The sequence below is a fragment of the Streptomyces albofaciens JCM 4342 genome, from assembly GCF_008634025.1.
Lineage (GTDB): Bacteria > Actinomycetota > Actinomycetes > Streptomycetales > Streptomycetaceae > Streptomyces > Streptomyces albofaciens.
This window is the reverse complement of the sequence record NZ_PDCM01000001.1, coordinates 3,102,243-3,126,460: the sequence shown is the minus strand read 5'-3', so window position 1 is coordinate 3,126,460 and position 24,218 is coordinate 3,102,243. Positions and strand designations below refer to the sequence as shown.

Here is a 24,218-nt window from a genome sequence, read left to right as displayed (position 1 = left end):
GCGAGCCTGGGACCATGGCAACCCCGACGCAGTCCCTCTCGCCCACCGGCTCCCGCACCCGGCCCCGCTCCCCCGGCACGCCCCCGGCGGCCCTGCGTCACCTCGGCCCCAACTGGTACGCCGCCGTCATGGGCACCGCCATCGTCGCCAACGCCGGCGTCGCCCTGCCGCACTCCCCGTTCCTGCGCGGCGTGTACGCCGCGGTCTGGGCACTGTCCGCCGTCCTGCTGCTGGTCCTGCTGGCCGCCCGTACCGCCCACTGGCTCCACCACGCCGACCAGGCGCGCCGCCATCTGCTCGACCCGGCGGTGGCGCCGTTCTACGGCTGTCTGTCGATGGCACTGCTGGCGGTCGGCGGCGGGACCCTCGCCGTCGGCACCGACGTGCTCGGCGAGCCGGCCGCGGTCGCGGTGGACGCCGTGCTGTGGTGCGCCGGTACGGCGACCGGGCTCGCGGCGGCCGCTGCGGTCCCGTACCTGATGGTGAGCCGGCACCGGATCGAGGCCGGCACCGCCTCCCCCGTGTGGCTCCTGCCGCTGGTCGCCCCAATGGTCTCGGCGGCCCTCGGACCGGGTCTGGTGCCGCACCTGCCCGCCGGGCAGTGGCGGGAGGCGATGCTCCTCGCCTGCTACGCGCTGTTCGGCATGTCGCTGCTGGCCACCCTGTTGATGCTGCCGCTGGTCATGGCCCGGCTGATCCACCACGGCCCGCTGCCGCTCGCGCTGACCCCGACGCTCTTCCTCGTCCTGGGCCCGCTGGGCCAGTCCACGACCGCGGTCGGCAACCTCGCCGACGCCGCGCCCGGCGCGGTCGGCGCCGGATCCGCGCGGGCGATGAGCGCCTTCGCGCTGCTGTACGGCGTGCCCGTCATGGGCTTCGCGCTGCTGTGGCTCGCGCTGGCGACGGCGCTGGTCGTCCGGGCCTTCCGCGCCGGGATGACGTTCTCGATGACCTGGTGGGCGTTCACCTTCCCGGTCGGTACCTGTGTGACGGGCGCGGCCGGACTGGCCCGGCACACCGGCCTCACGGCCTTCACCTGGCTCGCGGTGGGCCTGTTCGGCGTGCTGGTGACGGCCTGGCTGGTGGCGGGGGTGCGGACGGCGCGGGGGCTGGCGGGCGGGCGGCTGCTGGTGCCCGCGGCTCCGGCGGGCCCTGCGGCGGTCGCCGCTTCGGCCGTCGCGGCCGCCCCGGTCACCGAGCCGCGTCCAGCGCGGCCCTGAGCACCGCCGGCGCCTCCGCCAAGGACGGTCCGTACCAGGTCAGATGGCGCCCGCTGACCAGCGCGGCGGGCAGCCCCGGGAACGCCTCGGGGCCGTCGTCCGCCGTGAAGCGGTACGGCTCGTCCGGCAGCACCACCAGATCGGCGCCGCGCGCGTTCAGCTCGTCGACCGGTACCCGCGGATACCGGTCGGCGTGGTCCGCGTACAGGTTCCTCACGCCCAGCCGGGCGAGCAGGTCGCCCGCGAAGGTGTCCCGGCCCAGCACCATCCACGGCCGCCGCCAGACCGGCACCACCGCGCCGCGCGCGTCCGCCGCCCCGGCCCGTACGTCCCGCCAGGCGTCCGCCGCGTCGTCCAGCCAGCCGGGCCGGGGCAGTCCGCAGCCGCGCACCAGCACCCGGTCCAGTTCGCGCAGCGCCTGGTCCAGGTCGCGGATCTCGGTGACCAGCACCTCCAGCCCGGCCGCCCGCAGCGCGCCGAGGTCCGGCGCCCGGTTCTCCTCCTCGTTGGCCAGCACGAGGTCGGGCGCGAGGGCGGCGATCCGGGCGGTGTCCGGGTTCTTGGTGCCGCCGACGCGCGCCACGTCCAGACCGGCGGGGTGGCTGCACCATTCGGTGGCGCCGATGAGCAGGTCGGGCGCGGTGGCGGCCACGGCCTCGGTGAGCGAGGGCACGAGGGAGACCACCCGGGGGGCGCTGCGGTGACCGGTCGTCATCACCCCACGGTACGCGGCCTGGCCGGCCCCGCGCGCACAAAGGCCCCGTCCCGGCCGTACGGCCGGGACGGGGCCCGCGCGAGGCGTTCAGCGCCTCACTTCACCGGCGCCATCCTGTCCACGATGCCCGGGTGGTCGGCGATCCACTTCTCGACGCCGTCGTTCTCGTGGCCCTTGCCGGCGTCCTGGATGTCCTTCTCCAGGCTGCCCAGCTCGTCGGGCGTCATCTTCCAGTTCTTCAGCCAGCCGTTGAGCTCCGGGAACTTCTCCGGGAAGCTCTTGTGGCCGAGCGTCCTGATCTGGTTGTTGTCGCCCCAGGTGTGCTTCGGGTCGGCGAGCTTGGTCAGGTCGTACTTGCTGTACGCCCAGTGCGGCGACCAGAGCACGACCGCGATCGGCTCCTTCTTGGCGTAGGCGCGGTCCAGTTCGGCCAGCATGGAGCTGGTGCCGGCCTCGGTGACCTGGAAGTCCTCCAGGCCGTACGCGGGCGCGACGGTGTCCTTCAGGCGCTTCATCTCGCCGGTGCCCGGCTCGATGCCGATGATCTTGCCCTGGAACTCGTCCCGGTGCTCGCGCAGGTCGTCCAGCGTCTTGACACCCTTGACGTAGGACGGGACCGCGATCTCCAGCGACGTCTTGTCGTACCAGGCGCCGACGTCCACGAGGTCGTTCTTGTACTGGTCCCAGTACTGCTTCTGCGCGACCGGCAGCCAGGCGTCGAACTCGACGTCGATCTGACCGCTGGACAGGCCGGTCCACATCGGACCGACGTCGAGGTTGCGGATGGCGGGCTTGTAGCCGCGCTTCTCCAGGACGTTCTTCCACAGGTACGTGGTGGCGATGCCCTCGTCCCACGCCGGGTAGCCGATGTTCGGCGCGGCGCCGGCGTCCTTGCCCTTGGCGTACGTGACGTTCGCCGACGGCGCCAGCTTGTCGACCAGGCCCGGGTTCTTCTTCAGCCAGGTGCGCACGCCGTCCTGCTCGTGGCCCTCGCCCGCGCTCTTGACGTCGTTCTCCAGACTGGTGAGCTGCTTCTCGTCCAGGTGGAAGTTCTTCATCCACTTGGCGACCTGCGGCTCGTCCTTGGAGAAGCCCTTGCGGCCGAGCAGGTGCAGGCTGTCGCCCGAGCCGAAGGAGCCCTTGGGGTCTTCGAGCTTGGTGAGGTCGTACTTGTCGTACGCCCAGTGCGGCGACCACAGCGTGACGGCGATCGGCTTCTTCGCCGCGTACGCCCGGTCCAGCTCGGTGAGCATGGACGCGGTGCTGGACTCGGCGACCTTGTACTCGCCCTCCAGGCCGTAGTCCTTGAGGACCTTGCCCTTGAGGATCTTCATCTCGCCGGCGCCCGGCTCGATGCCGGTGATCTTGCCGCCGAACTCGCCGGCCCTGCCCTTGAGGTCGTCGAGGGTCCTGACGTCCTTCATGTACGACGGGACCGCGATCTCCAGCGAGGTCTTGTCGTACCAGGCGCCCAGGTCTTCGAGCTTGTCCCGGTACTTCTTGTAGTACTCGGCGTGCGTCGTCGGCAGCCAGGCGTTGGTCTGCACGTCCACGTCGCCGCGGGCCTCCCCGGTGAACAGCGCCCCGGCCTCCAGCGCCTGCGCCTTCGGCTTGAAGCCGCGCTGTTCGAGGATCTCCTTCCACAGGTACGTGGTGGCCTTGCCCTCGTCCCAGTTGACGTACCCGAGCGTGATCGGCCGGCCGCCGCCGTCGGTTTTCGCGCCGTCCTTGCCGAAGACGTTCAGACCGCCCGCGACCAGCGCGAGCACGACCACGCCGGCCATCGCGACGGACGTGGCGGGCTTCCAGTACAGGAACTTCAGGCCGCCCAGCGAGGCCTGCGCCTTGGCCAGCGCGCGGCGGCCCAGCGGCGAGACCCGCTCGTTGAGGGCGCCGGTCATCCGGTCCAGGTACATGGCCAGGATGACGACGGCGAGGCCGGCCTCGAAGCCGAGGGCGACGTTCACCGAGCTGACCGCGTTGTAGACGGAGGAGCCCAGGCCCTCGGCGCCGACCATGCCGGCGATGACGACCATGGACAGCGCCAGCATGATGACCTGGTTGACGCCGGCCATGATCGTGGGCAGCGCCAGCGGCAGCTGCACCCGGAAGAGGGTGCGGCGCGGGTGGGTGCCGAACGCCTCGGCCGCCTCGACCAGTTCGCCGTCGACCTGGCGGATGCCCAGCTCGGTCATGCGGACGGCGGGCGGCATCGAGAAGATGATCGTCGCCACCATGCCGGGCATCACGCCGATGCCGAAGAACAGGATGCCGGGGATCAGGTAGACCATCGCGGGCATCGTCTGCATCAGGTCCAGGACCGGGCGCAGGGCGCCGCCGACGGCGCGGTTGCGGGCCGCCCAGATGCCGAGCGGGACCGCCACGACGACGGTGATGATGCAGGCGACCAGCACCAGCGCCAGCGACTGCATGGTGGCTTCCCACTGCTGGATCGAGTCGATCAGCGCGAAGCCGGCGAAGGTCAGGACGGCGGCCGGCAGGCCGCGCAGCCACCAGGCGAGCACCGCGAGGATACCCATCAGCAGCAACGGGTGCGGGGCGGTCAGCACCGCCTCGATGCCGTTGTACATGTCCGTCAGGACGCGGGAGACGAAGTCGAAGAGCCAGGTGAGGTGGTGGCGCAGCCATTCGACGCAGGTGTCGGCCCAGGAGCCGACGTTGATCCTAGGCACCGGCGGTCACCTTGCCCTCGGGCTCGCCGCACGCTTCGCCGTGGGCCGCGTCCCCGGCCGCACCGCCGGAGTCCCGGACGGCCGTTTCCGCCGGAGCCGGCGTCACCGTCCGCTCCTCGGCGGGCTGCCCGCCGTCGCCGAGCACGGACAGCAGCCGCTGCGCGGGCACCGCGCCGACCAGTTCGCCGTCCGCGCCGGTCACCGCGACCGGCACGGACCCGGTCGAGCACGGCCCGAACAGCTCCGCGACCGGCGTGTCCCGGTGGACCGTGGCGGGCGCGGCGGCCAGCAGGTCCGCGGCCGTGCGCAGTTCCGTGCCGTCCGGTGCCGTGCCGCCCAGCACCTCGTCCGCGTCGACCATGATGGCGCCCGCGGTGAGCACCCGGGAGCGGTCGACGTCCTGGATGAAGGACGCGACGTAGTCGTTGGCCGGGGTCAGCAGGATGTCCTCGGCGCTGCCGATCTGCACGATGCGGCCGTCGCGCATGACGGCGATCCGGTCGCCGAGGCGCATGGCCTCGTTCAGGTCGTGGGTGATGAAGACGATGGTCTTCTTGAGCGTCTTCTGGAGCTCCAGGAGCTGGTCCTGCATGTCGCGGCGGATCAGCGGGTCCAGCGCGCTGAAGGACTCGTCCATCAGCAGCAGGTCGGCGTCGGTGGCCAGCGCGCGGGCCAGGCCGACCCGCTGCTGCATGCCGCCGGACAGCTCGTCGGGCCAGGACTTCTCCCAGCCCTTGAGGCCCGCCAGGTGCAGCGCCTCCGTGGCGCGCTTCTCGCGTTCGGCGCGCGGTACACCCTGCACCTCCAGCCCGTACGCGGCGTTCTCCAGCACGCTGCGGTGCGGGAAGAGCGCGAAGTGCTGGAAGACCATGGAGATCTTCTCGGAGCGGACCTTGCGCAGTTCCCTGTCGCTGAGCGAGGTCAGGTCCTGGCCGTCGAACCGCACGCTTCCGGCGGTCGGCTCCAGCAGCCCGTTGAGGGTCCGCAGGAGTGTGGACTTGCCGGATCCGGACAGACCCATGACGACGAAGATCTGGCCCTCGTCCACGGAGAAGGACGCGTCGATCACCGCGGCGGTCGTACCGTCGGCCCGCAATTCGTCGCGGCTCGCTCCGTCTTCGAGCCGTCGTACCGCGTCCTCGGGTCGTCTCCCGAACACTTTGTACACGTGCTCGGCTTGCAGCCTGGCCACATACACCTCTCGAATTGACTGAGTACGACCCGTCTCCCCCGTGGACAGGTCGTGGCGCGGAACGGGTCGGGCCCGCCTTAACCGGTGGAAAAGTTGAATTCCCACCGGCTCCGCTCCGGCCGCGCGCCTGCCCCCTTCCGGAAATGACAAACACAAAAGTGACTCAGTTCACATCCGGCGCCCCGCCCGGCCCCCGGGCATCAGCCGCGCACGTCACCGGGGGTGCGGCATCATCGGGGTGTGACTCGACGCCTGATGCTCCTCGACACCGCCTCGCTCTATTTCCGGGCCTACTTCGGCGTGCCGGAATCGGTCCGGGCCCCGGACGGCACCCCGGTCAACGCGGTGCGCGGGCTGCTGGACTTCATCGCCCGGCTCGTCCAGGACCACCAGCCGGACGACCTGGTGGCCTGCATGGACTTCGACTGGCGTCCGCAGTGGCGGGTCGACCTCATCCCCTCGTACAAGGCACACCGGGTCGCCGAGGAGACCCCGGCCGACTCCCTCGAACCGGACGCGGAGGAGGTCCCGGACACCCTGTCCCCGCAGGTCCCGGTGATCGAGGAGGTGCTCGACGCGATCGGCATCGCCCGGGTCGGTGCCGCGGGGTACGAGGCGGACGACGTCATCGGCACCCTCACCGCCCGCGCCGCCGGGCCGGTGGACATCGTCACCGGCGACCGGGACCTGTTCCAGCTGGCCGACGACCGCCGCGGGGTCCGCGTCCTGTATCCGCTCAAGGGCGTCGGCACGCTCCAGACGACGGACGAGGCGCTGCTGCGCGAGAAGTACGGCGTGGACGGGCGCGGCTACGCGGACCTCGCGCTGCTGCGCGGCGACCCCAGCGACGGCCTGCCGGGCGTGCCGGGCATCGGCGAGAAGACCGCCGCCAAGCTGCTGGCGGCGTACGGCGACCTCGCCGGGATCATGGCCGCGGTGGACGACCCGGCGTCCAAGCTCACCCCGTCGCAGCGCAAGCGGCTGGCCGAGGCCCGCCCGTACCTGCAGGTGGCACCGAAGGTCGTACGGGTCGCCGCCGACGTGCCGGTGCCGGACTTCGACGCCGCGCTGCCCGGCGAGCCGGCCGATCCGGAACGGCTGGAGGCGCTCGCGGAGCGGTGGGGGCTGGGCGGCTCCCTTCAGCGGCTGCTCGCGACGCTGCGTCCGGCGGACCAATAGGGAGCGACGGCACGCCCGACGAACTGTTAGGTTAGGTATACCTAACAAACCGTGGCAGGGGAGATCGTCGTGGCAGCAGAGCGTCCGGCCCGCAAGAAGCCCAAGCTCATTTCCGCGCAGGTACTGCGCACCGAACAGCTCACGCCGCACATGGTGCGGGTGGTGCTGGGCGGTGACGGCCTGGCGGAGTTCTCGGCGGGCGAGTACACCGACCATTACATCAAGCTGGTCTTCCCGATCCCCGGCGTGGACTACCCGAAGCCGCTGGACATCGCGGAGATCCGCGCCGCCTTCCCCCGCGACCAGTGGCCGAAGACCCGCACGTACACGGTGCGCAGCTGGGACCCGGACGCGCGGGAGATGGCGGTCGACTTCGTGGTGCACGGCGACACGGGCCTCGCCGGGCCGTGGGCCATGCGGGCGCGCCCGGGCGACGAGGCGCTCTTCCTGGGCCCCGGCGGCGCGTACGCCCCCGACGCCGCGGCCGACTGGCACCTGCTCGCCGGTGACGAGAGCGCCCTGCCGGCCATCGCCGCCTCCCTGGCCCGGATGCCGGAGGACGTGCCCGTACGGGCGTTCATCGAGGTCGCGGGCCCCGAGGAGGAGCAGAAGCTGGAAGCCCCGGCGGGTGCCGAGATCACCTGGCTGCACCGCGGCGACACGCCGGTGGGCGGGCTGCTGGTCGAAGCCGTCCGCGCGCTGGACTTCCCCGAGGGGCGGCTGCAGGCGTTCGTGCACGGCGAGGCGGGCTTCGTGAAGGAGCTGCGCAAGCTGCTGCGCGTCGAGCGCGGTATTCCGCGCGAGGACCTGTCCATCTCCGGCTACTGGCGCCGCGGCCACGACGAGGACGGCTGGCAGGCGTCCAAGAAGGTGTGGAACGAGCAGATCGAGGCCGAACAGGAGAAGGCTGCCCCCACCGCCTCCTGACCCGTCCCGGACCCCTCCCCCGCACGCTGCTCCTGAAGGGCGCCCGCCGTCACCGGGCGCCCTCACGAGGTTCGGACATGGACCCTGCGGGTACCCGAACTACGTGCTGCCGCTGGGGAGTTGGCGTCCGACGGGATGACGCGACCGGTCTTCGGGTGGCCGGGAACGTTCGGGTGAGGGCCCGATGGCGCGTCTCCTCGTGAAGCCGTGGCCCCCGGTCCGCACCGCCTCGCATTGCCAGGCCGGAACGGGCCCGCGCGGCGGGTGCGCGCGGCCTCCGTGGGGCCTGGCGGAAAAGCGCCGGTGGCCCGGTCGCCGCCCCCGCATCTCAGGACTACGCGGCCGAGGGCGCGCACGGCGTGTCGGACTGGCGCACGCGCGGCGCGCGACACGCCGTACGGACGCGGCGCACCGGCCCGCCGCCCCTTGCCGTGTGCCACCGGCGTACCGGCCGCTCCCCGGCAGACCGCCGCCCTATGCCAGCACCTTCCCGATGACCGCCACCCCTTCCTCGATCCCGGTCACCGTGCTGGCCGCGTAGCCCAGCACCAGCCCCGGCCGCCCGCGGCGCTGCCGGTGCCACGACAGCGGGTGGGTTTTGACGCCGCGGGCGAGCGCCGCGGCCGCCAGCTCCGTGTCGGCGAAGCCCGCGTCGAAGGTGACCGTCAGGTGCAGGCCCGCCGCGGCTCCCTGGACGGTGGCGTTCGGAAGGTGCGTGTCGACCGCCCGGATCATCGCGTCGCGACGCGCCCGGTGGCGGCGGCGCAGCTGCCGCAGCCGCCGCTCCAGCTCGCCCGTCTCCATCAGGTCCGCGAGCACCAGCTGCGGCAGCGCGGCACTGCCCAGGTCGGTGAACCGCTTGGCGTCGACCAGCGCCCCGTGCAGCTCCGGCGGTGCCACGACCCACCCGGTCCGCAGCGTCGGCGCCAGCAGCTTCGAGACGCTTCCGGCGTAGCAGACGTGCTCGGGCAGCATCGCGCGCAGGGCGGGCACCGGCGGCCGGTCGTAGCGGTGCTCCGCGTCGTAGTCGTCCTCGATGATCAGTCCACCCGTGCCGGTGGCCCAGCGCATCAGCTCCCGGCGCCGTCCGCCGCCGAGCACCACCCCGGTCGGGAACTGGTGCGCCGGTGTGACCATGACGGCGGGCGCGCCGCAGTCCCGCAGCCCGGTGACGCGGATGCCGTCCGCGTCGACCGGGACCGGCGGCGTGCGCATCCCCCAGTACCGGAGGTGCTGGCGGGTCCCGAGCGATCCGGGATCCTCCACCGCCACCGCGGAAACGCCCCGGTCGCCCAGGACCCGGACGAGCAGGCCGAGCGTCTGCGCGGTGCCGTTGACGATCAGCACCTCGTCCGGGCCGGCGGCGATACCGCGGTTGCGGGCCAGCCACTTGGCGACGGCCCGCCGCAACTCCGGCGTGCCGCGCGGGTCCCCGTACCCGAGACCGGTGGCGGCGAGCGTGCCGAGCACCCGGCGCTCCGCGCGCAGCCACGCCGAACGGGGGAAGGAGGCCAGGTCGGGCGTGCCGGGGCTGAGGTCGATACGGGCCGGTGCCGCCCGCACCATGTCGAAGACGTCCGCGCCGGGCTCGGCGGGGAACACCGCGCCGGGCGGCGGCGTGGCGGCCGTCCGCGTACGGGCGGGAGCGGCGGCCGGTGCCATGACGGGCGCGGCGACGACGACCGTCCCCGCGCGGCCCCGCCCGGCCGCGTGCCCGTCCTCGATCAGCCGCTGGTACGCCTCGGTGACCACGCCGCGGGAGACCCGCAGTTCCTCGGCCAGCGTACGGGTGGCGGGCAGCCGGTCGCCGACCGCGAGACGGCCGTCGGCGATCGCCAGCCGCAGCCGCCGCGCCAGCCACTCGGACAGCCCGCCCGCGGGCGCGTCGGCCGCGTTGAGCTGGAGGAAGTCGGAACCGGACGGTATGGACCGGTCGGACGGTACGTCTTTGGACCTGGGCACCGGACCATTGTGCGGCCAGAGTGACGGCATGAGAACGGCAGCGACAGCGACCGACGGGACCGGCGCACCCGAGAGCCGGCACCGGACCGCGTCCCACAACCCCGGTTACGTACACGGGTATTCGGATCGAGAGACCCGGCGGCTCACCGACCAGGCGGAGACCCTGGCGGCGCTCCTGCACGCGGGTACGGCGTACCCGGCGGGCAGCCGGGTATTGGAGGCCGGGTGCGGGGTCGGCGCCCAGACCGCGCACCTGGCCGCCTCCAGCCCGGGGGCGCACATCACCGCGATCGATGTCTCCGCCGCCTCGCTCGCCCGGGCCCGCGAACGCCTGGCCGCCCGGCCGCACGCGGCGACGGTGCACTGGCAGCAGGCCGACCTGACCGACCCGCCGTACCCCGACGCCTCCTTCGACCACCTCTTCGTCTGCTTCGTCCTGGAGCACCTGCCCGACCCCGCGCGGGCGCTGGCGGGCCTGCGGCGCGTGCTGCGGCCGGGCGGCAGCATCACCGTGATCGAAGGGGACCACGGGTCGGCGTTCTTCCACCCGGACAGCGCCCACGCCCGCGCGGCCGTCGGCCACCAGGTCCGGTTGCAGGCGGCGGCCGGCGGCAACGCGCTGCTCGGCCGGGAGGTGCAGCCCCTGCTGGCCGCCGCCGGGTACGCGGACGTCACCGTCCGGCCGCGCACGGTCTACGCCGACGCGACCCGGCCCGGCCTGGTCGACGGGTTCACCCGCAACACGTTCATCGCGATGATCGCGTCCGTACGGGACGACGCGCTGGCCGCCGGACTGACGACCAAGGCCGAGTGGGACCGGGGCATCCGCGATCTACGGCGTACGGCGGAGGAGGGCGGCACGTTCCACTACACGTTCTTCAAGGGGACGGCCGTCAATCCGCTGGAGTGAGGGGCAGGCCTGGGTTGAGGGGCAGGCCGACGCGCGCCCGGATCACGCGCGCCCGATCGCAGCAACGGGCGGGACGTGACGGGCTCGTATCGCGGCAACGACAGGCCGAGCCCGTGGGCGGCCGGATCACACTGACGGCCAGGCCAGCGCACACCAGGCCCGCAGCGGCTGACAGGCCGTCGCACGCCAGGCCGCAGCGGCGGGCAGACCGGCGCACGCCCGGACCGCGAGGCCGGGCGTGCGCCGCTTCCCGCTGGACCTCACCCCACGGACGAGTACGCCACCACGCCCCGCAGCACCGCGTCCACGGCCTTGCGTGCGTTGCGCGCCACGTCCGGCGGTGCGGCGGCGGCGAGCTGGCCGAGGATGTCGATCAGCTGCTTGCACCAGCGCACGAAGTCACCGGCCGGCATCTCCGCCTCGCGCAGCACCTCGTCGAGGCCGAAGCCGGAGGCCCAGCGGTACGCGGCCCAGGCGAAGCCGAGGTCCGGCTCGCGCTGGCCGACGCCCTCCGCCTGGTTGATCTTGTGGTCCTCCTCCAGGGCGTCCAGCCGGCCCCAGATCCGCACCATCTCGCTGAGCGCGTCCCGCGCCTTGCCCGACGGCAGCTTCGGCGCCACCGCGTCGTCCGCCTGGCGCGACTCGTACACCAGCGCCGAGGCGCAGGCGGCCAGTTCGGCGGGGCCCAGCCCGTTCCAGACACCGGCGCGCAGGCATTCGCTGGCCAGCAGATCCAGTTCGCCGTAGAGCCGCGCCAGCCGCCGGCCCTCGTCCGTGACCGTATCGCCTTCCAGGTAGTCGAGTTCGGTCAGCAGGCCGCAGATGCGGTCGAAGGTGCGCGCGATGGTGTTCGTACGGCCTTCGATACGGCGCTCCAGCTGCCGGGTGTCCCGCAGCAGCCGGTGGTAGCGCTCGGCCCAGCGGGCGTGGTCCTCGCGCTCGTCGCAGCCGTGGCAGGGATGCGCGCGGATCTCTGTACGCAGCCGGGCGATCTCGCGGTCGTCGGCCGCCGCCGACCGCTGCTTGCGGTGCCGCTCCGGCGCGATGTGCCCGGCCTTCGTGCGCAGCGCGGACGCCAGGTCGCGGCGCGACTGCGGGCTGCGCGCGTTGAACGTCCTGGGGATGCGCATCCGGTCCAGCGGCGCCACCGGCACCGGGAAGTCGATCGACGCCAGCCGCTTGACCTGCCGCTCGGCGGTCAGCACCAGCGGCCGGGGGCCGTCGTGCGCGTCGAAGCCGCGGTGCCCGTTGGTCCGCCCGGACGGCATGCCCGGGTCCAGCACCAGCGCCAGGCCCGCGTACTTGCCCGTCGGGACGTGGATGACGTCGCCCGGCCGGAGCTTCTCCAGCGCGGCCGCGGCGGCCGCCCGGCGCTGCGCCGCGCCCTGCTTGGCCAGCTCCGTCTCCCGGTCCTTGAGCTGCCGGCGCAGCCGCGAATACTCCTCGAAGTCGCCGAGGTGGCAGGTCATGGACTCCTTGTAGCCCTCCAGACCCTCCTCGTTGCGCTGCACCTGGCGGGAGATCCCGACCACCGACTTGTCCGCCTGGAACTGCGCGAACGACATCTCCAGCAGCTCGCGTGAACGGTGCCGCCCGAACTGCGAGACGAGGTTGACCGCCATGTTGTACGACGGCTTGAAGGACGAGCGCAGCGGATACGTACGCGTGCCGGCGAGGCCCGCCAGGGCGCCCGGGTCCATGCCGCGCTGCCAGAGCACCACCGCATGGCCCTCGACGTCGATGCCGCGGCGCCCGGCGCGGCCGGTGAGCTGGGTGTACTCGCCGGGGGTGATGTCGGCGTGCTGCTCGCCGTTCCACTTGACCAGCTTCTCCAGCACCACGGAACGGGCGGGCATGTTGATGCCCAGCGCCAGCGTCTCCGTCGCGAAAACGGCCTTGACCAGCCCCTTCAGGAAGAGTTCCTCCACCACCTCCTTGAAGGTGGGCAGCATGCCGGCGTGGTGCGCGGCGATGCCCCGCTCCAGCCCCTCCAGCCACTCGTAGTACCCCAGCACATGCAGGTCCTCGTCGGGGATGCCGGCCGTCCGCTCCTCCACGATGGCGCGGACCCTGGCCCGGCCCTCCTGGTCGTTGAGCCGCAGCCCCGAATACAGGCACTGCTGGACGGCCGACTCGCACCCGGCCCGGCTGAAGATGAACGTGATCGCCGGCAGCAGGCCCTCCTGGTCCAGCCGGTCGATCACCTCGGCGCGGCCCGGGGTCCAGATACGGCTGCGCTGGCGCCGCTCGCGCTCGCGGTCCGCCTCGCGCTGGTTGCGGCCCCGGCGCTTGTCGCGGCCGAACGTCGGGCGGCTGTTCTCCAGCCGGGCCAGCCGCTCCAGGTCCGGGTTGACCTCGCGGCGCCCGGCCTTGCCCTTCCCCTGGCCCTCGCGCTCCTCGAAGAGGTCGTACATCCGGCGTCCGGCGAGCACGTGCTGCCACAGCGGCACCGGGCGGTGCTCGGAGACGATCACTTCCGTGTCGCCGCGGACGGTGTCCAGCCAGGCACCGAACTCCTCGGCGTTGGAGACCGTGGCGGACAGTGAGACGAGCGTGACCGACTCGGGCAGGTGAATGATCACCTCTTCCCAGACGGCGCCCCGGAAGCGGTCGGAGAGATAGTGCACCTCGTCCATGACCACATAGCCGAGGCCGGCCAGCGACTGGGAGCCCGCGTACAGCATGTTCCGCAGCACCTCGGTGGTCATCACGACCACCGGCGCCTCGGAGTTGACGCTGTTGTCACCGGTCAGCAGACCGACCCGGTCCGCGCCGTGGCGCCGCACCAGGTCCTGGTACTTCTGGTTGGAGAGCGCCTTGATGGGCGTCGTGTAGAAGCATTTGCGGCCCTGCTCCAGGGCCAGGTGGACGGCGAACTCGCCCACGATCGTCTTGCCGGATCCGGTCGGGGCCGCGACCAGCACTCCCTTCCCGGCCTCCAGAGCCTTGCACGCGTCGATCTGGAACGGGTCCAGCGCGAAGTCGTACATCTCACGGAAAGGGGCGAGTGCGGTGGCCTGCTCCGCCGCCCGCAGCTTGGCGGCGGCGTAGCGCTCAGCAGGGGACATGTCCTCGGTCATCGTGCTTACGAGCCTACCGGCCACCTCTGACAACGAGCCGATCATTATGGACGGGCTTTACCGGGGGGCTCCGGCCGTGCGGCCCCCTCCCCGGCACCGAAATGGCTCACCGGGCACACCTGCTCCAAAAACAGAACAATCACCCCGTTACCCTCACAGAGATCATTCGCGGTCCGACGTTCCGTTCCGGTTTGCACCGTTGACCAGGTGCGCCGGTCGCCGACCGCATGGACGAGCGGGGCGTTCCGCGCCCCGACGGAGGGGAAAGCATGAGGAAGATCAAGGCAGCCACGACGGCAGCGGCGCTCGCCGTCGTCGCGGTGGGTGTACCGATGGCCGTCGCCGCCCCGGCCTCGGCCGCGAGCTCGGGCGTGGCCAAGTGCGTCACGGCGACGTGGTACCCGAGCAAGAACGCGGTGAACATCCACAACGGCTGCAAGAACACGATCAAGGTCCAGGTGGACGAGCGCTGGTGGTGGGACAGCAGCTGCATCACGATCAAGCCGGGGAAGAGCCACTACTACAAGGGCACCGGCACGGTGCGGAGCATCAAGTACTGCTGATGCGACGTCTGCCCGGCGCCTGCTGACACCGGCAGGCCGAACATGAAAGGGGCGGGGAGCCCAGCCGGCTCCCCGCCCCTTTCCGCTGCCCGCTCGGGCATCACGTCACGTCGTCGTACCCGTTGCGTCGCTGCGGCCGGCCATCCGGCGTGTCGGTGCCCGCCTGCTCCGGCAGCATCCGGTGACCGGCGACCGGCTCGACCTCGCCGATGTCCTCGGGGGTCAGGTCCAGCTCGGAGGCCTCGTCGTCGCCCGGCCCCTCGGACAGTCGGCGCTGCCTGCGGGAATCGTTCACCGTGGCGATCGCGACGGCTGCGAAGTACAGAAGGCAGATCGGCGCTGCCAGGGCGATCATCGTCAGCGGGTCGGTGCTCGGGGTCGCGATGGCCGAGAAGACCGTGATGGCCATCACCATGCCACGCCACCAGCCGCGCATCCGGGCCGCGGTGAGGATCCCGGCGAAGTTGAGCATCACCAGCGCCAGGGGGAGCTCGAAGGACAGGCCGAACACCACGAACATGCGGGTGACGAGGTCCAGCAGTTTGTCCAGCGGCAGGAGGTTGTCCACGCCGACCGGCGTGAATTCCAGCAGCACCTGGGCGGTGGTCGGCAGCACCGAGTAAGCGAAGTAGGCGCCGATGAGGAAGAGCGGAAACCCAGCGGCCACGAAGCTGAGCGAGTACTTCTTCTCGTTGCGGTGCAGACCGGGCGCGAGGAAGGCCCACAACTGGTACAGCCAGACCGGGCAGGCGACGATCACGCCGCCCATCAGGGAAACCTTCAGGGCCAGTGCGAACGGCCCGAGCAGGTCCAGCATCACGATGCGGGCACAGGTGCCCTTCTGCTGCTTCGCGAGGTCCGTGAACTGCGCATCACAGCCGACCGCCTGCAGGATCGGCTTGGTGATGAAGTTGATGATCTCGCTGTAGAAGAACGCGCAGACGATCGTGGCGATCAGAATGGCCAGGACCGATTTGGCGAGCCGGTTGCGCAGCTCGCGCAGGTGTTCCACGAGCGGCATGCGCCCCTCGGGGTCCTTCGGTTTGCGGTTCTTCGGGAGGGCGGACTTGAGCACCCCACATCCTCATCTCGTACGAGAGGCAGTGGCCGACACCCCTGCCCCGTCCGGGCCCTCGGTCAGCGCTTGGTGGTGTCGGACGGCTGGGCCACCGGCCGTCCGCTGCTGACATCGCCGGGAGCGGCCTGGATGGTGCGGGGGACTTCCTGCTGGCCGTTCGGCGGGTCGGACGGCGCCGACTGCGTGTCCGTCCCCTCCGACTTCATCGCCTTGGCCTCGCTCTTGAGGATGCGTGCGGACTTGCCGAGCGAACGAGCCATGTCGGGGAGCTTCTTCGCGCCGAACAGCAGCAGGACGACGACGAGGATGAGGAGGATCTCGGGAACGCCGATCTTTCCACCGAACATAACTGTGTACCTTCTCACCGAGGCGGCTGGGGGTTGGGGCTGCCCGACAGATCGGACATATGTCCGTCCGCCGCGCCAGCAGCGATCGTAACGCGCGGCGGCGAACGCTGGACAATCTCCGCGCGTACTCCCGGTTGCGGACCGGTGCCTCGCTCTTCGGCCCGCCTCAGCAGCGTACCGGTCGCGCGTGCGACTGAGCAGAGCGCGTCATCCCTTTACCCTCCCGCCCCGGGCGGCCAGCGGCACCGCCGCGCGCTCCAGGTCCTCGGCGGCCCGCTGGATGCGCTGCGAGGTCTCCCCCACCTGGCGGGCCAGCCGCCGGACCTCCACGAAGACACGGACGGCGAGGACGCCGAGCACGGCGAGGCCGAGGAAGCCGAGGGCGACAGCGATCATGGGCCAGAACATGGGACGAGCCTATCGGGGCGGGTGTGCCGAACAGGACACACGGGCTGAAGGGGAGGCACGGCAGGCGCCCAGGGCCGGAGGAACAGCGGCGCCGCGGCGATCACCCACCCTGCACCCGCAACGTCCGCACCCCACCCCCCGTGAGCAGTTCGACGATCCGCTCCCCCGCCGGTTTGCGGACGGCGCTGCCGCAGTCCGGGCAGGTGAAGGAGTAGAACGTGGTGCGGCGGGTGGCGCCGATGGCGAGGCGGAGGGCGTCCGAGGCGAGCTCGAAGCAGCCGCGGCACTCGGGGCAGGCCGCCTTGAAGAGCACCGGGCCGGTCAGGGTCGTGGTCATCGCGCCCGCCGTGGTCGTCGTCATCGTTGCCGCCCGCCCTTTCGCCGCCCTACTCGCCGTACGCCGCCAGTGCCTGCCGTGCCGCCTGCCGCGCGCTGTCCGCGAGGGCCTGCGGCGCGACGATACGGCCGTCCCGGCCCAGGCGCAGCGCGAGCCGCCGCAGCGAGGCCGGGTCGGGGGTGCGCAGGGTGATGCGCAGGCCGCCGTCGGGCAGTTCCTCGGCGCTGTCGTGCGGGTAGTACTCGGCCACCCAGCGCCCGCCGGGCCCGACCTCGACGACGACTTCGGGATCTTCGGCGGCCGGCTGCACCAGCCCCTCGGACAGGTCGCGCAGTTCGACCGGCGGCGGGTCGGCGGGGGCGTCCAGGAGCTTGATCTCGGCGACCCGGTCGAGCCGGAAGGTGCGGCGCGCCTCCGAGAGCCGGCACCACGCCTCGACGTACGTGTGGCCCACCGCGAACAGCCGGATCGGGTCCACCTCGCGCTCGGTCAGCTCGTCGCGCGCGGGCGAGTAGTAGCGCAGCCACAGCCGGCGCCGCTCGGCGATCGCCCGGTCGACGTCCGCGAAGACGCCGCCCTCGGACTCGAAGGTGACCGAGACCCGGGAGCTGGCGCCGGCCGCCTCGCCCGCCGCGGCCTCCAGCTTGGCGGTGGCGCGCAGCAGCGCCTGCCGGTCGCCCTCGCGCAGGCCGGGAAGGGTGGCGACCGCGCGGGCGGCCACCAGCAGGGCGGTGGCCTCGTCGGCGGCCAGGCGCAGCGGTTCGGCGACGTCGTCGGGGTTGTGCCACCAGATGCGGTCGCCGTCGGTGTCGATGTCGAGCAGGTCGCCGCCGCGGAAGCTCGTACCGCACATCGGCAGTACGTCGAGGTCGGCGATCAGCTCGTCCTCGGAGATGCCGAAGGCGCGGGCGACGTCGGAGACCCGGGCGCCGGGGCGCTCGCGCAGGTACGTCACCAGCGACAGCATGCGCCGGGTCTGGTCGATCGCGTTCGTAGCCATGGAGTGTGCGTCCCGTCCCTCTCAGCCCTTGGCCACGGCGCGCAGCCGGTCCACGACATCGGCCCGCAGTTCGGCGGGTTCCAGCACGACCACGTCGGGGCCGAACTCGACCAGCCAGGCGTCGAGTCCGTGCCCGTACGGGATCTCCAGCTCGTCCCAGCCGTCGCCCAGCTCACGGATACTCAGGGCGCGGGCGCGCAGCGGGTAGCCGTGGTCGGCGCGCAGTTTGATGCGGGCGGTGCCGGTGGCGGTCTCGCCCGCCCAGCTCTCGACCGTCTCGCGGACGGTGACGTGGTCGGGCACCTCGGCGGTGAACTTCCCCTGCCGGGAGCGGACCTTGCCGGTGATGCGGGAGAGCCGGAAGACGCGTTCGGCCTGGCGCCCGCGGTCCCAGCCGGCCAGGTACCAGTGGCCGCGCCAGCACTCCAGTATCCACGGCTCCACCTGCCGCTGCTCGGGGCGGGCGGCGTTGGACCTGCGGTAGTCGAAGACCACGGGCCGGCGGTCGCGGCAGGCGAGCATCAGGGGCTCGAAGGCGGCCTCGTGGGCGGGGATGCGGGGCTCCAGGGCGCTGTGCGGCTGCTGCGCCTCGAAGGAGCCGTCGTCCTCGAAGGGCATGCCGGCCGCGCGCAGCTTCTGCAGGGCGCCGCTGGCGGCGCCGGCCAGCCGGGCCTGCTGCCAGATCTTGGCGGCCAGGCCCAGCGCCGCGGCCTCGGCCGCGTCCAGGGTGATCGGGGGGAGGCGGTTGCTGTCCCGGCGCGCGAGGTAGCCGGTCTCCCCGTCCAGTCCCTCGACGGTCTCGATGACCAGGCCCAGTTCGCGCAGGTCGTCCTTGTCGCGCTCGAACATCCGGTTGAAGGAGTCGTCGCTGCCGGTGCCGCCGTCCCCGGTGCCGAACGCCTCGACGTACGCCTCGATGGAGGCGCGCAGTTCACGCTTGGTCAGCGGGCGACGGGTGCCCAGAAGGCACAGCGCCAGATTCATCAGCCGCTCGGCCTTGGCAATGGCCATCGACGCCCCTTCTTGTCGGACTCCCGACCGATGACCGTACCGCTCCGGGGACCTGCGGCAAAGCCGAGGGTTCGCGGAGGTGCGGGCGGCGACGGCCGAGGGCCCGTACCGGACGGTACGGGCCCTCGGTGCGACGGCCGCCGCTGTGCCGCGGCCGGGTGCGCGGACGGTCTCAGACGGAGACCAGGTCGCAGACGAAGATCAGCGTCTCGTTCGGGGCGATGCGGCCGCCGCCGGCGCCGCGCTCGCCGTACGCCAGGTGCGCCGGGATGGTCAGCCGGCGGCGGCCGCCGACCTTCATGCCCTGCACGCCCTGGTCCCAGCCCGCGATGACCTGGCCGGCGCCCAGCTCGAACTGCAGCGGCTTGCCGCGGTTCCAGCTCGCGTCGAACTCCTCACCGGTGCTGAAGGAGACGCCGACGTAGTGGACGGAGACGGTGTCCCCCGCCTTGGCGACCGGCCCGTCCCCCTCCCACAGGTCCACGATCTCCAGGTCGGTGGGGACCGGGCCCTCGGGGAAGTCGATCTCGGGCTTGTCGATGTTCACGAAAGTGCTCCTACGAAAGTTTCTGCACAGCTACGGGCACAGTCTGGCAGATCACGTTCAGACGGTGCCGACGATGTCCACGCTGAACACGAGGGTGTTCTTGTCCAGCCCGCTCTGCGGGTTCCCTTCGTAGGCCAGCTTCGGCGGAATCACGATCTCCACCCGGTCGCCGACGTTCTTGCCGACCAGGGCCTGGTCCCAGCCCTTGACGACGGAACCGTTGCCGATCTGGAAGGCGGTGGCCCCGCCGTGGTCCCAGGAGGAGTCGAACTTCTTGCCGTCCTCCCACTTCACACCCGTGTACTGCGCGATCAGCCCGTCACCGGCCTTGACCTTCGGGCCCTTGCCCTTGACCAGCACCTGCTCCTTGAGCTCGGTGGGCGCCTTCTCCCCCTTGGGGATGGTGATCGTGGCGGCCTTGTCGCCCTCCGCCTTCACCTCGGGCATGCCCTCCTCGGGCTTCGCCTGCTCGCCCTCGGCCTTGGCCTTCTTGTCGGCCTTCGTGGCGGCGGCGATGTCCACGACCCACACCAGGCCGTCCTCCGGCTTGATGCCGAGCTGCGGGTTCAGGTTCTCGCCGACCAGTTCCTTCGCGGTGCCCTCGACCTGGACCCGGCTGCCGACCTTCTGCCCCGCCACGGCTCCCAGCACCTTCGGGGGGAGCATCGACTGGGCCTGGTCGCTGACCTCGCCGATCACCTGCCGCCGCGGCGCCTTCGTGTCCGTACCGGGCTGCTGCGTCCAGGAGCTGCCGAGGTTCTGGCCGGTCTTCATGGCCTGCGCGGCGTAGTCCAGCCGGACGAAGTCGCCCTTGTTGACGGTCGCCCCCTTGCCCTCGATCAGCGTCTTGGTGGCCCGTTCCCCGGACGCCTTGGCGCCCTTCGGCACGGTGATCTTGGGCTGCTCCCCGGCCTTGCCCTCCACCTTGGCGACCGTGGCGGCCGACGAGCCCTTGCCGTCATCGGACCCACAGGCGGCGGTGAACAGCAGGACGGGCACGGCCAGCGCCGCGGCGGCGGCGCGGCGGGTGTTCTTCGTGAAGTTCATGGAGTCCAACTCGGATCGTGGGGCGGGTGGGCAATGGCCGTCACTCTACGACCTGACCCGGGGTGCATTTCCAGACGCAACACAACCGCGCAATACAAGCGAAGTGCCGGGAGCGCGGGCGCTCCCGGCACAGCCACGTCCGGCCGTCACCGGATTCGGTGACCCTCCGGACTCACATACCGGCGATCAGCTTCTCCACCCGGTCGTCCACGGACCGGAACGGGTCCTTGCACAGCACGGTGCGCTGCGCCTGGTCATTGAGCTTCAGATGCACCCAGTCGACCGTGAAATCACGGCGCTGTTCCTGGGCGCGGCGGATGAAGTCGCCGCGCAGCCGGGCCCGGGTGGTCTGCGGCGGCACCGACTTGCCTTCGAAGATCTTCAAGTCGTTGCAGATGCGGGCGGCTTGTCCTTTGCGCTCCAGGAGGTAGTACAGACCCCGTCGGCGGTGGATGTCGTGATACGCGAGATCTATCTGCGCGACCCGCGGGTGCGACATGGTGATGTTGTTCTTCGAGCGGTAGCGCTCGATGAGCTTGTACTTCATCACCCAGTCGATCTCGGTGTCGATCCGGTCGAGGTCCTGTTCCCGTACGGCTTCGAGCGTACGGCCCCACAATTCCAGAACCCGCTCGACCATGCCCGTGCGGATACCGCGCCGCTCGCAGAAGTCCACCGCCTTTTCGTAGTACTCCTGCTGGACCTCCAGCGCGGAGGCCTCCCGCCCGCTGGCCAGCCGCACCTTGCGCTGACCGGTTATGTCGTGGCTGACCTCCCGGATGGCGCGGATCGGGTTCTCCAGGGTCAGGTCGCGCATGACCGTGCCGGCCTCGATCATGCGCAGTACGAGGTCGGTGGCGCCGACCTTCAACAGCATGGTCGTCTCCGACATGTTGGAGTCGCCGACGATGACGTGCAGCCGGCGGTAGCGCTCGGCGTCGGCGTGCGGCTCGTCGCGGGTGTTGATGATCGGACGGGAGCGGGTGGTCGCCGAGGAGACGCCCTCCCAGATGTGCTCGGCGCGCTGGCTCACGCAGTAGACGGCCCCGCGGGGGGTCTGCAGGACCTTGCCCGCGCCGCACAGCAGCTGACGCGTGACCAGGAACGGGATGAGAATGTCCGCGAGCCGGGAGAACTCCCCGTGCCGGGCCACGAGATAGTTTTCGTGGCAACCATAGGAGTTTCCGGCGGAATCGGTGTTGTTCTTGAAGAGATAGACGTCGCCCGCGATTCCTTCCTCGTGCAGGCGACGCTCGGCGTCGACCAGCAGACCTTCGAGAATGCGCTCACCGGCCTTGTCGTGGGTGACCAGCTCGGTCACGTTGTCGCACTCGGGGGTTGCGTATTCCGGGTGCGAACCCACGTCCAGGTACAGGCGGGCGCCGTTCCGCAGGAAGACATTGCTGCTGCGGCCCCATGACACGACACGGCGGAAGAGGTACCGCGCCACTTCGTCAGGAGACAGTCGGCGCTGTCCCCTGAACGTGCACGTGACGCCGTACTCGTTCTCCAGCCCGAAAATGCGGCGGTCCATGACTGAACATTACGCCTGATGGCCTGCTCTGAAACCGGGTTGGACGGCCTCGTTTCGATCAGTTTCCGCCGTGACCTGCGCGGCCGCGCGCACAGCGGCGTCACGGACGGGGGCAAGAAAGCGCTTTGTCGACACGAGTACGAGCAGCGCGGCCACCCCGCCCGCGCCCGCCACGGCGAACCCCGCGGCCGGGCCGCCCCGCTCCACCGCCGGGCCGACCACCGTCATCCCCACCGCGGAACCGACCCCGAACGTCGTCACCAGCCAGGAGAACGCCTCGGTGACCGTCCCCCGCGGCGCGTGCCGGTCCACCACCACGAACGCGCACGCCAGCGCGGGCGCCAGGAAGACCCCGGCCACGCCCGTCAGCAGCGTCATCCCGAGCACGCCCGGCGTCAGGGCCAGCGGCACGTACCCGAGCGCCAGCAGGGCCGCCAGCACCCGCAGCCGGTTCTCCGGGTGGCCGGGCCACTGCCGGGCGCCGTAGACCACGCCGCCCAGGAGGGCGCCGACACCGAGCGCGGACAGCAGGTAGCTGGAGACCATCCCGCCGCCGTGCGCGTCGGCGTACGCCACCGCCGCCACCGCGATCGACCCCAGCGCCAGCCCGACGAAGAAGAACGAGGCGATCAGCACCAGCATCCCGGAGGAGCGCAGGGCACCCAGCCAGTGCGCCTCGCGCGGCGCGCTGCGCCACCGGCGCGAGGGCGGGGACACCACCACGGAGAGCGCGCCGAGCACCCCGATCGCGTTGATGACCAGCAGCGCCCAGCGCTCCGACCACAGGGCCACGCACGTCGTCACCAGCAACGGTCCGACCGCGAACAGCACTTCCTGCGCCACCGCGTCCAGCGCGTAGGCGGCGTGCACCCGGTCCTCACGCTTGAGCACCGACGGCCACAGCGCGCGCAGCCCGCCCTCCAGCGGCGGCGTGAAGAACCCGGCGATCACCATGGCCGCGTACACCAGGGGCAGCGGCTCCAGGCCGATGACCGCCGGCAGCCCCATGCCCAGGGCGGACACCACCGCCGCGGGCAGCATCACGCGCGGCTGTCCGTACATGTCCACCGCCCGGCCCAGCAGCGGCTGCCCGATCGCGTTGCTCACCCCGTACACGGCGGACAGCACGCCCGCCAGGACGTAGCCGCCGCCCTCGGCGCGGGTGAAGAGCACCACGGCCAGCGGCCCGGTCGCGTTCGGCAGCCTGCCGACCAGCGTCCCGGCCAGCAGCCGGGCCGCATGTCGCGTGCGGAGCAGCTGCGCGTATCCAGCGCTCATGCCCGCTCCTTTCCGTCCGGCGCAGCGCCGGGAAGTAGTGTTACGTATAACGTGCGGCGTCATACGTATCATGTCCGCAGCTCGCGGGTCCATACCGCGAAGCCCGATACGAGGAGTCCTGACCCCGGTGACCGCCCACGAGCAGCCGACATCCGCCCGCCCCGGCACCGCCGCCGGGTCCCGCGTCACCAGCCGGGACGTCGCCCGCGCCGCCGGGGTCTCGCAGGCCGCCGTCTCGCTCGTCCTCGGCGACAAGTGGCGCGGCCGGGTCTCGCCGCACAAGGCCGAGTCCGTCCGGGCCGCCGCGCGCGACCTGGGCTACCGCCCCAACCTCGCGGCGCGCAGCCTCCGGATGGGCCGCACCCGCACCGCGCTGCTCGTGGTGCCCGCCCTGACCACGGAGTACTTCGCCCGCGTCTACACCGGGGCGGCCCGCGTCGCCGCCGACCACGACTTCGGCGTCGTCCTCTACCCCTCCCCCGAGGGCATCGGCCCGGCGCGCGACCCCTTCGCCTCGGCGCGCTCCGCACTGGACGGCGTGATCGCCGCCGCCATGGCCACCGACGCGCTGGCCGCCCTGCGCGGCGAGGAACTGCCGCTGGTGATGCTCGACAGCGACCCGGACGACCCCGGCGCCACCGCGACCGTCAACCTCGACATCGCCGACGGCGTCCGGCGCCTGGCGGCCCATCTGCTCGGGCTCGGCCACCGCCGCATCACCCACCTCGCCGCCGCCGTCGACTCCTGGACCTTCCACGTGCGGTCCGCGACGCTCGCCGAGGCGCTGCGGGGCGTACCGGACGCGGAGGTGCGTACGGAACCCGCCGCGCTCAGTGTCGACGGCGGTCTGCGCGCCGCCCACGCCGCCCTGACCGGGCCGGGCCCGCGCCCGACCGCCCTGCTGTGCGACGACGACCTGGTGGCGGCCGGGGCGTGCAAGGCCGCGCGCCGGCTGGGCCTGCGGGTGCCCGAGGACCTCTCCGTCACCGGCCTCGACGACCTGGCCCTGTCCAGGGCCGTGGAACCGGAGCTGACCACCGTCCGGCTGCCCGCCGAGGAGGTGGGGGCCGCCGGCATGCACGCCCTGATGGCCGCGCTGGAGGGCCGTCCGCCCACGCCGGTCAGCCTGCCGGTGGAACTGGTCGTACGGGGGTCCACGGGGCCGGTGCCGTAGGGGGCACGGCACGGCT

21 protein-coding genes are annotated in these 24,218 nt (G+C 72.0%); 6 read left to right on the top strand and 15 right to left on the bottom strand.

The genetic code is table 11. The annotated features are described in order from the left end of the window. The first annotated feature begins 14 nt into the window (after positions 1-14). Complete coding sequence (locus tag CP973_RS14035) at positions 15-1,220, top strand: TDT family transporter (protein WP_150240661.1); 1,206 nt, start codon at positions 15-17, stop codon at positions 1,218-1,220. Here CP973_RS14035 and CP973_RS14030 read toward each other — a convergent pair. From CP973_RS14030 to CP973_RS14020, 3 genes are all read right to left on the bottom strand, one after another. Then, positions 1,192-1,935 (bottom strand): helical backbone metal receptor, encoded by a 744-nt coding sequence (locus tag CP973_RS14030; protein WP_150240660.1) that lies wholly within the window; start codon positions 1,933-1,935, stop codon positions 1,192-1,194. The two genes, CP973_RS14035 and CP973_RS14030, sit on opposite strands and share 29 nt — an antisense overlap. 95 nt (positions 1,936-2,030) lie before the next feature. After that, positions 2,031-4,628, bottom strand: coding sequence for an ABC transporter permease/substrate binding protein (locus CP973_RS14025; RefSeq protein ID WP_150240658.1), 2,598 nt, complete (start codon positions 4,626-4,628; stop codon positions 2,031-2,033). Next, positions 4,621-5,820, bottom strand: coding sequence for a quaternary amine ABC transporter ATP-binding protein (locus CP973_RS14020; RefSeq protein WP_150240656.1), 1,200 nt, complete (start codon positions 5,818-5,820; stop codon positions 4,621-4,623). Before CP973_RS14020 ends, CP973_RS14025 begins: the two co-directional genes overlap by 8 nt. A 255-nt stretch (positions 5,821-6,075) precedes the next feature. Between CP973_RS14020 and CP973_RS14015 the strand changes: the two genes are divergently transcribed. Together CP973_RS14015 and CP973_RS14010 are read left to right on the top strand one after the other, a co-directional pair. Then, positions 6,076-6,999 (top strand): 5'-3' exonuclease, encoded by a 924-nt coding sequence (locus CP973_RS14015; RefSeq protein ID WP_150243564.1) that lies wholly within the window; start codon positions 6,076-6,078, stop codon positions 6,997-6,999. A gap of 69 nt (positions 7,000-7,068) precedes the next feature. After that, positions 7,069-7,926, top strand: coding sequence for a siderophore-interacting protein (locus CP973_RS14010; RefSeq protein WP_150240654.1), 858 nt, complete (start codon positions 7,069-7,071; stop codon positions 7,924-7,926). A 474-nt stretch (positions 7,927-8,400) separates the two neighbouring features. Here the strand turns inward: CP973_RS14010 and pdxR are convergent, their stop codons facing one another. Next, complete coding sequence (gene pdxR / locus CP973_RS14005) at positions 8,401-9,918, bottom strand: MocR-like pyridoxine biosynthesis transcription factor PdxR (protein ID WP_150240652.1); 1,518 nt, start codon at positions 9,916-9,918, stop codon at positions 8,401-8,403. On the opposite strand from pdxR, the gene CP973_RS14000 reads away from it, so the two are divergent. Then, entirely contained in the window at positions 9,917-10,798 is an 882-nt protein-coding gene (locus tag CP973_RS14000) for a methyltransferase domain-containing protein (protein WP_150240650.1), read from the top strand. The two genes, pdxR and CP973_RS14000, sit on opposite strands and share 2 nt — an antisense overlap. A gap of 260 nt (positions 10,799-11,058) precedes the next feature. Here the strand turns inward: CP973_RS14000 and CP973_RS13995 are convergent, their stop codons facing one another. Beyond that, positions 11,059-13,878 carry a DEAD/DEAH box helicase gene (locus CP973_RS13995; RefSeq protein WP_150240648.1) on the bottom strand — a complete coding sequence of 940 codons (2,820 nt, stop codon included), beginning with the start codon at positions 13,876-13,878 and terminating at the stop codon, positions 11,059-11,061. Positions 13,879-14,147: 269 nt separating this feature from the next. Here CP973_RS13995 and CP973_RS13990 point away from each other — a divergent pair, with 269 nt between their 5' ends. After that, on the top strand, positions 14,148-14,441 hold the full coding sequence (locus tag CP973_RS13990; RefSeq protein WP_150240646.1) for a hypothetical protein: 294 nt from the start codon (positions 14,148-14,150) through the stop codon (positions 14,439-14,441). A gap of 100 nt (positions 14,442-14,541) precedes the next feature. Here the strand turns inward: CP973_RS13990 and tatC are convergent, their stop codons facing one another. The 10 genes from tatC to CP973_RS13940 form a co-directional block, all read right to left on the bottom strand. Then, positions 14,542-15,516, bottom strand: a complete 975-nt coding sequence (tatC, locus tag CP973_RS13985; RefSeq protein WP_167538330.1) for a twin-arginine translocase subunit TatC — start codon at positions 15,514-15,516, stop codon at positions 14,542-14,544. A 62-nt stretch (positions 15,517-15,578) separates the two neighbouring features. After that, complete coding sequence (gene tatA, locus CP973_RS13980) at positions 15,579-15,866, bottom strand: Sec-independent protein translocase subunit TatA (protein ID WP_150240644.1); 288 nt, start codon at positions 15,864-15,866, stop codon at positions 15,579-15,581. A gap of 207 nt (positions 15,867-16,073) precedes the next feature. Then, a complete protein-coding gene (locus CP973_RS13975; RefSeq protein WP_150240642.1) occupies positions 16,074-16,274 on the bottom strand; it encodes a hypothetical protein in 201 nt (66 codons plus the stop codon). 100 nt (positions 16,275-16,374) lie between these two features. Further along, positions 16,375-16,635 carry a hypothetical protein gene (locus CP973_RS13970; protein WP_150240640.1) on the bottom strand — a complete coding sequence of 87 codons (261 nt, stop codon included), beginning with the start codon at positions 16,633-16,635 and terminating at the stop codon, positions 16,375-16,377. A gap of 25 nt (positions 16,636-16,660) precedes the next feature. Next, a complete protein-coding gene (locus CP973_RS13965) occupies positions 16,661-17,611 on the bottom strand; it encodes a helix-turn-helix transcriptional regulator (RefSeq protein ID WP_033033868.1) in 951 nt (316 codons plus the stop codon). A 21-nt stretch (positions 17,612-17,632) separates the two neighbouring features. Continuing rightward, positions 17,633-18,622, bottom strand: coding sequence for a helix-turn-helix transcriptional regulator (locus tag CP973_RS13960; protein ID WP_150240639.1), 990 nt, complete (start codon positions 18,620-18,622; stop codon positions 17,633-17,635). Positions 18,623-18,794: 172 nt separating this feature from the next. After that, the gene (locus CP973_RS13955; protein ID WP_030376108.1) at positions 18,795-19,169 is read right to left on the bottom strand and encodes an FKBP-type peptidyl-prolyl cis-trans isomerase; all 375 of its coding nucleotides are present in this window, start codon (positions 19,167-19,169) and stop codon (positions 18,795-18,797) included. 57 nt (positions 19,170-19,226) lie between these two features. Next, positions 19,227-20,216: an FKBP-type peptidyl-prolyl cis-trans isomerase gene (locus CP973_RS13950; protein ID WP_150240637.1), complete on the bottom strand. Its 990-nt coding sequence runs from the start codon at positions 20,214-20,216 to the stop codon at positions 19,227-19,229. Positions 20,217-20,388: 172 nt separating this feature from the next. Next, complete coding sequence (gene pafA, locus CP973_RS13945) at positions 20,389-21,750, bottom strand: Pup--protein ligase (protein ID WP_030595448.1); 1,362 nt, start codon at positions 21,748-21,750, stop codon at positions 20,389-20,391. Between the two features lie 9 nt (positions 21,751-21,759). Next, on the bottom strand, positions 21,760-23,028 hold the full coding sequence (locus CP973_RS13940; protein ID WP_150240635.1) for an MFS transporter: 1,269 nt from the start codon (positions 23,026-23,028) through the stop codon (positions 21,760-21,762). A 127-nt stretch (positions 23,029-23,155) separates the two neighbouring features. Here CP973_RS13940 and CP973_RS13935 point away from each other — a divergent pair, with 127 nt between their 5' ends. Beyond that, positions 23,156-24,202 (top strand): LacI family DNA-binding transcriptional regulator, encoded by a 1,047-nt coding sequence (locus tag CP973_RS13935; protein ID WP_150240633.1) that lies wholly within the window; start codon positions 23,156-23,158, stop codon positions 24,200-24,202. Positions 24,203-24,218 lie beyond the last annotated feature (16 nt).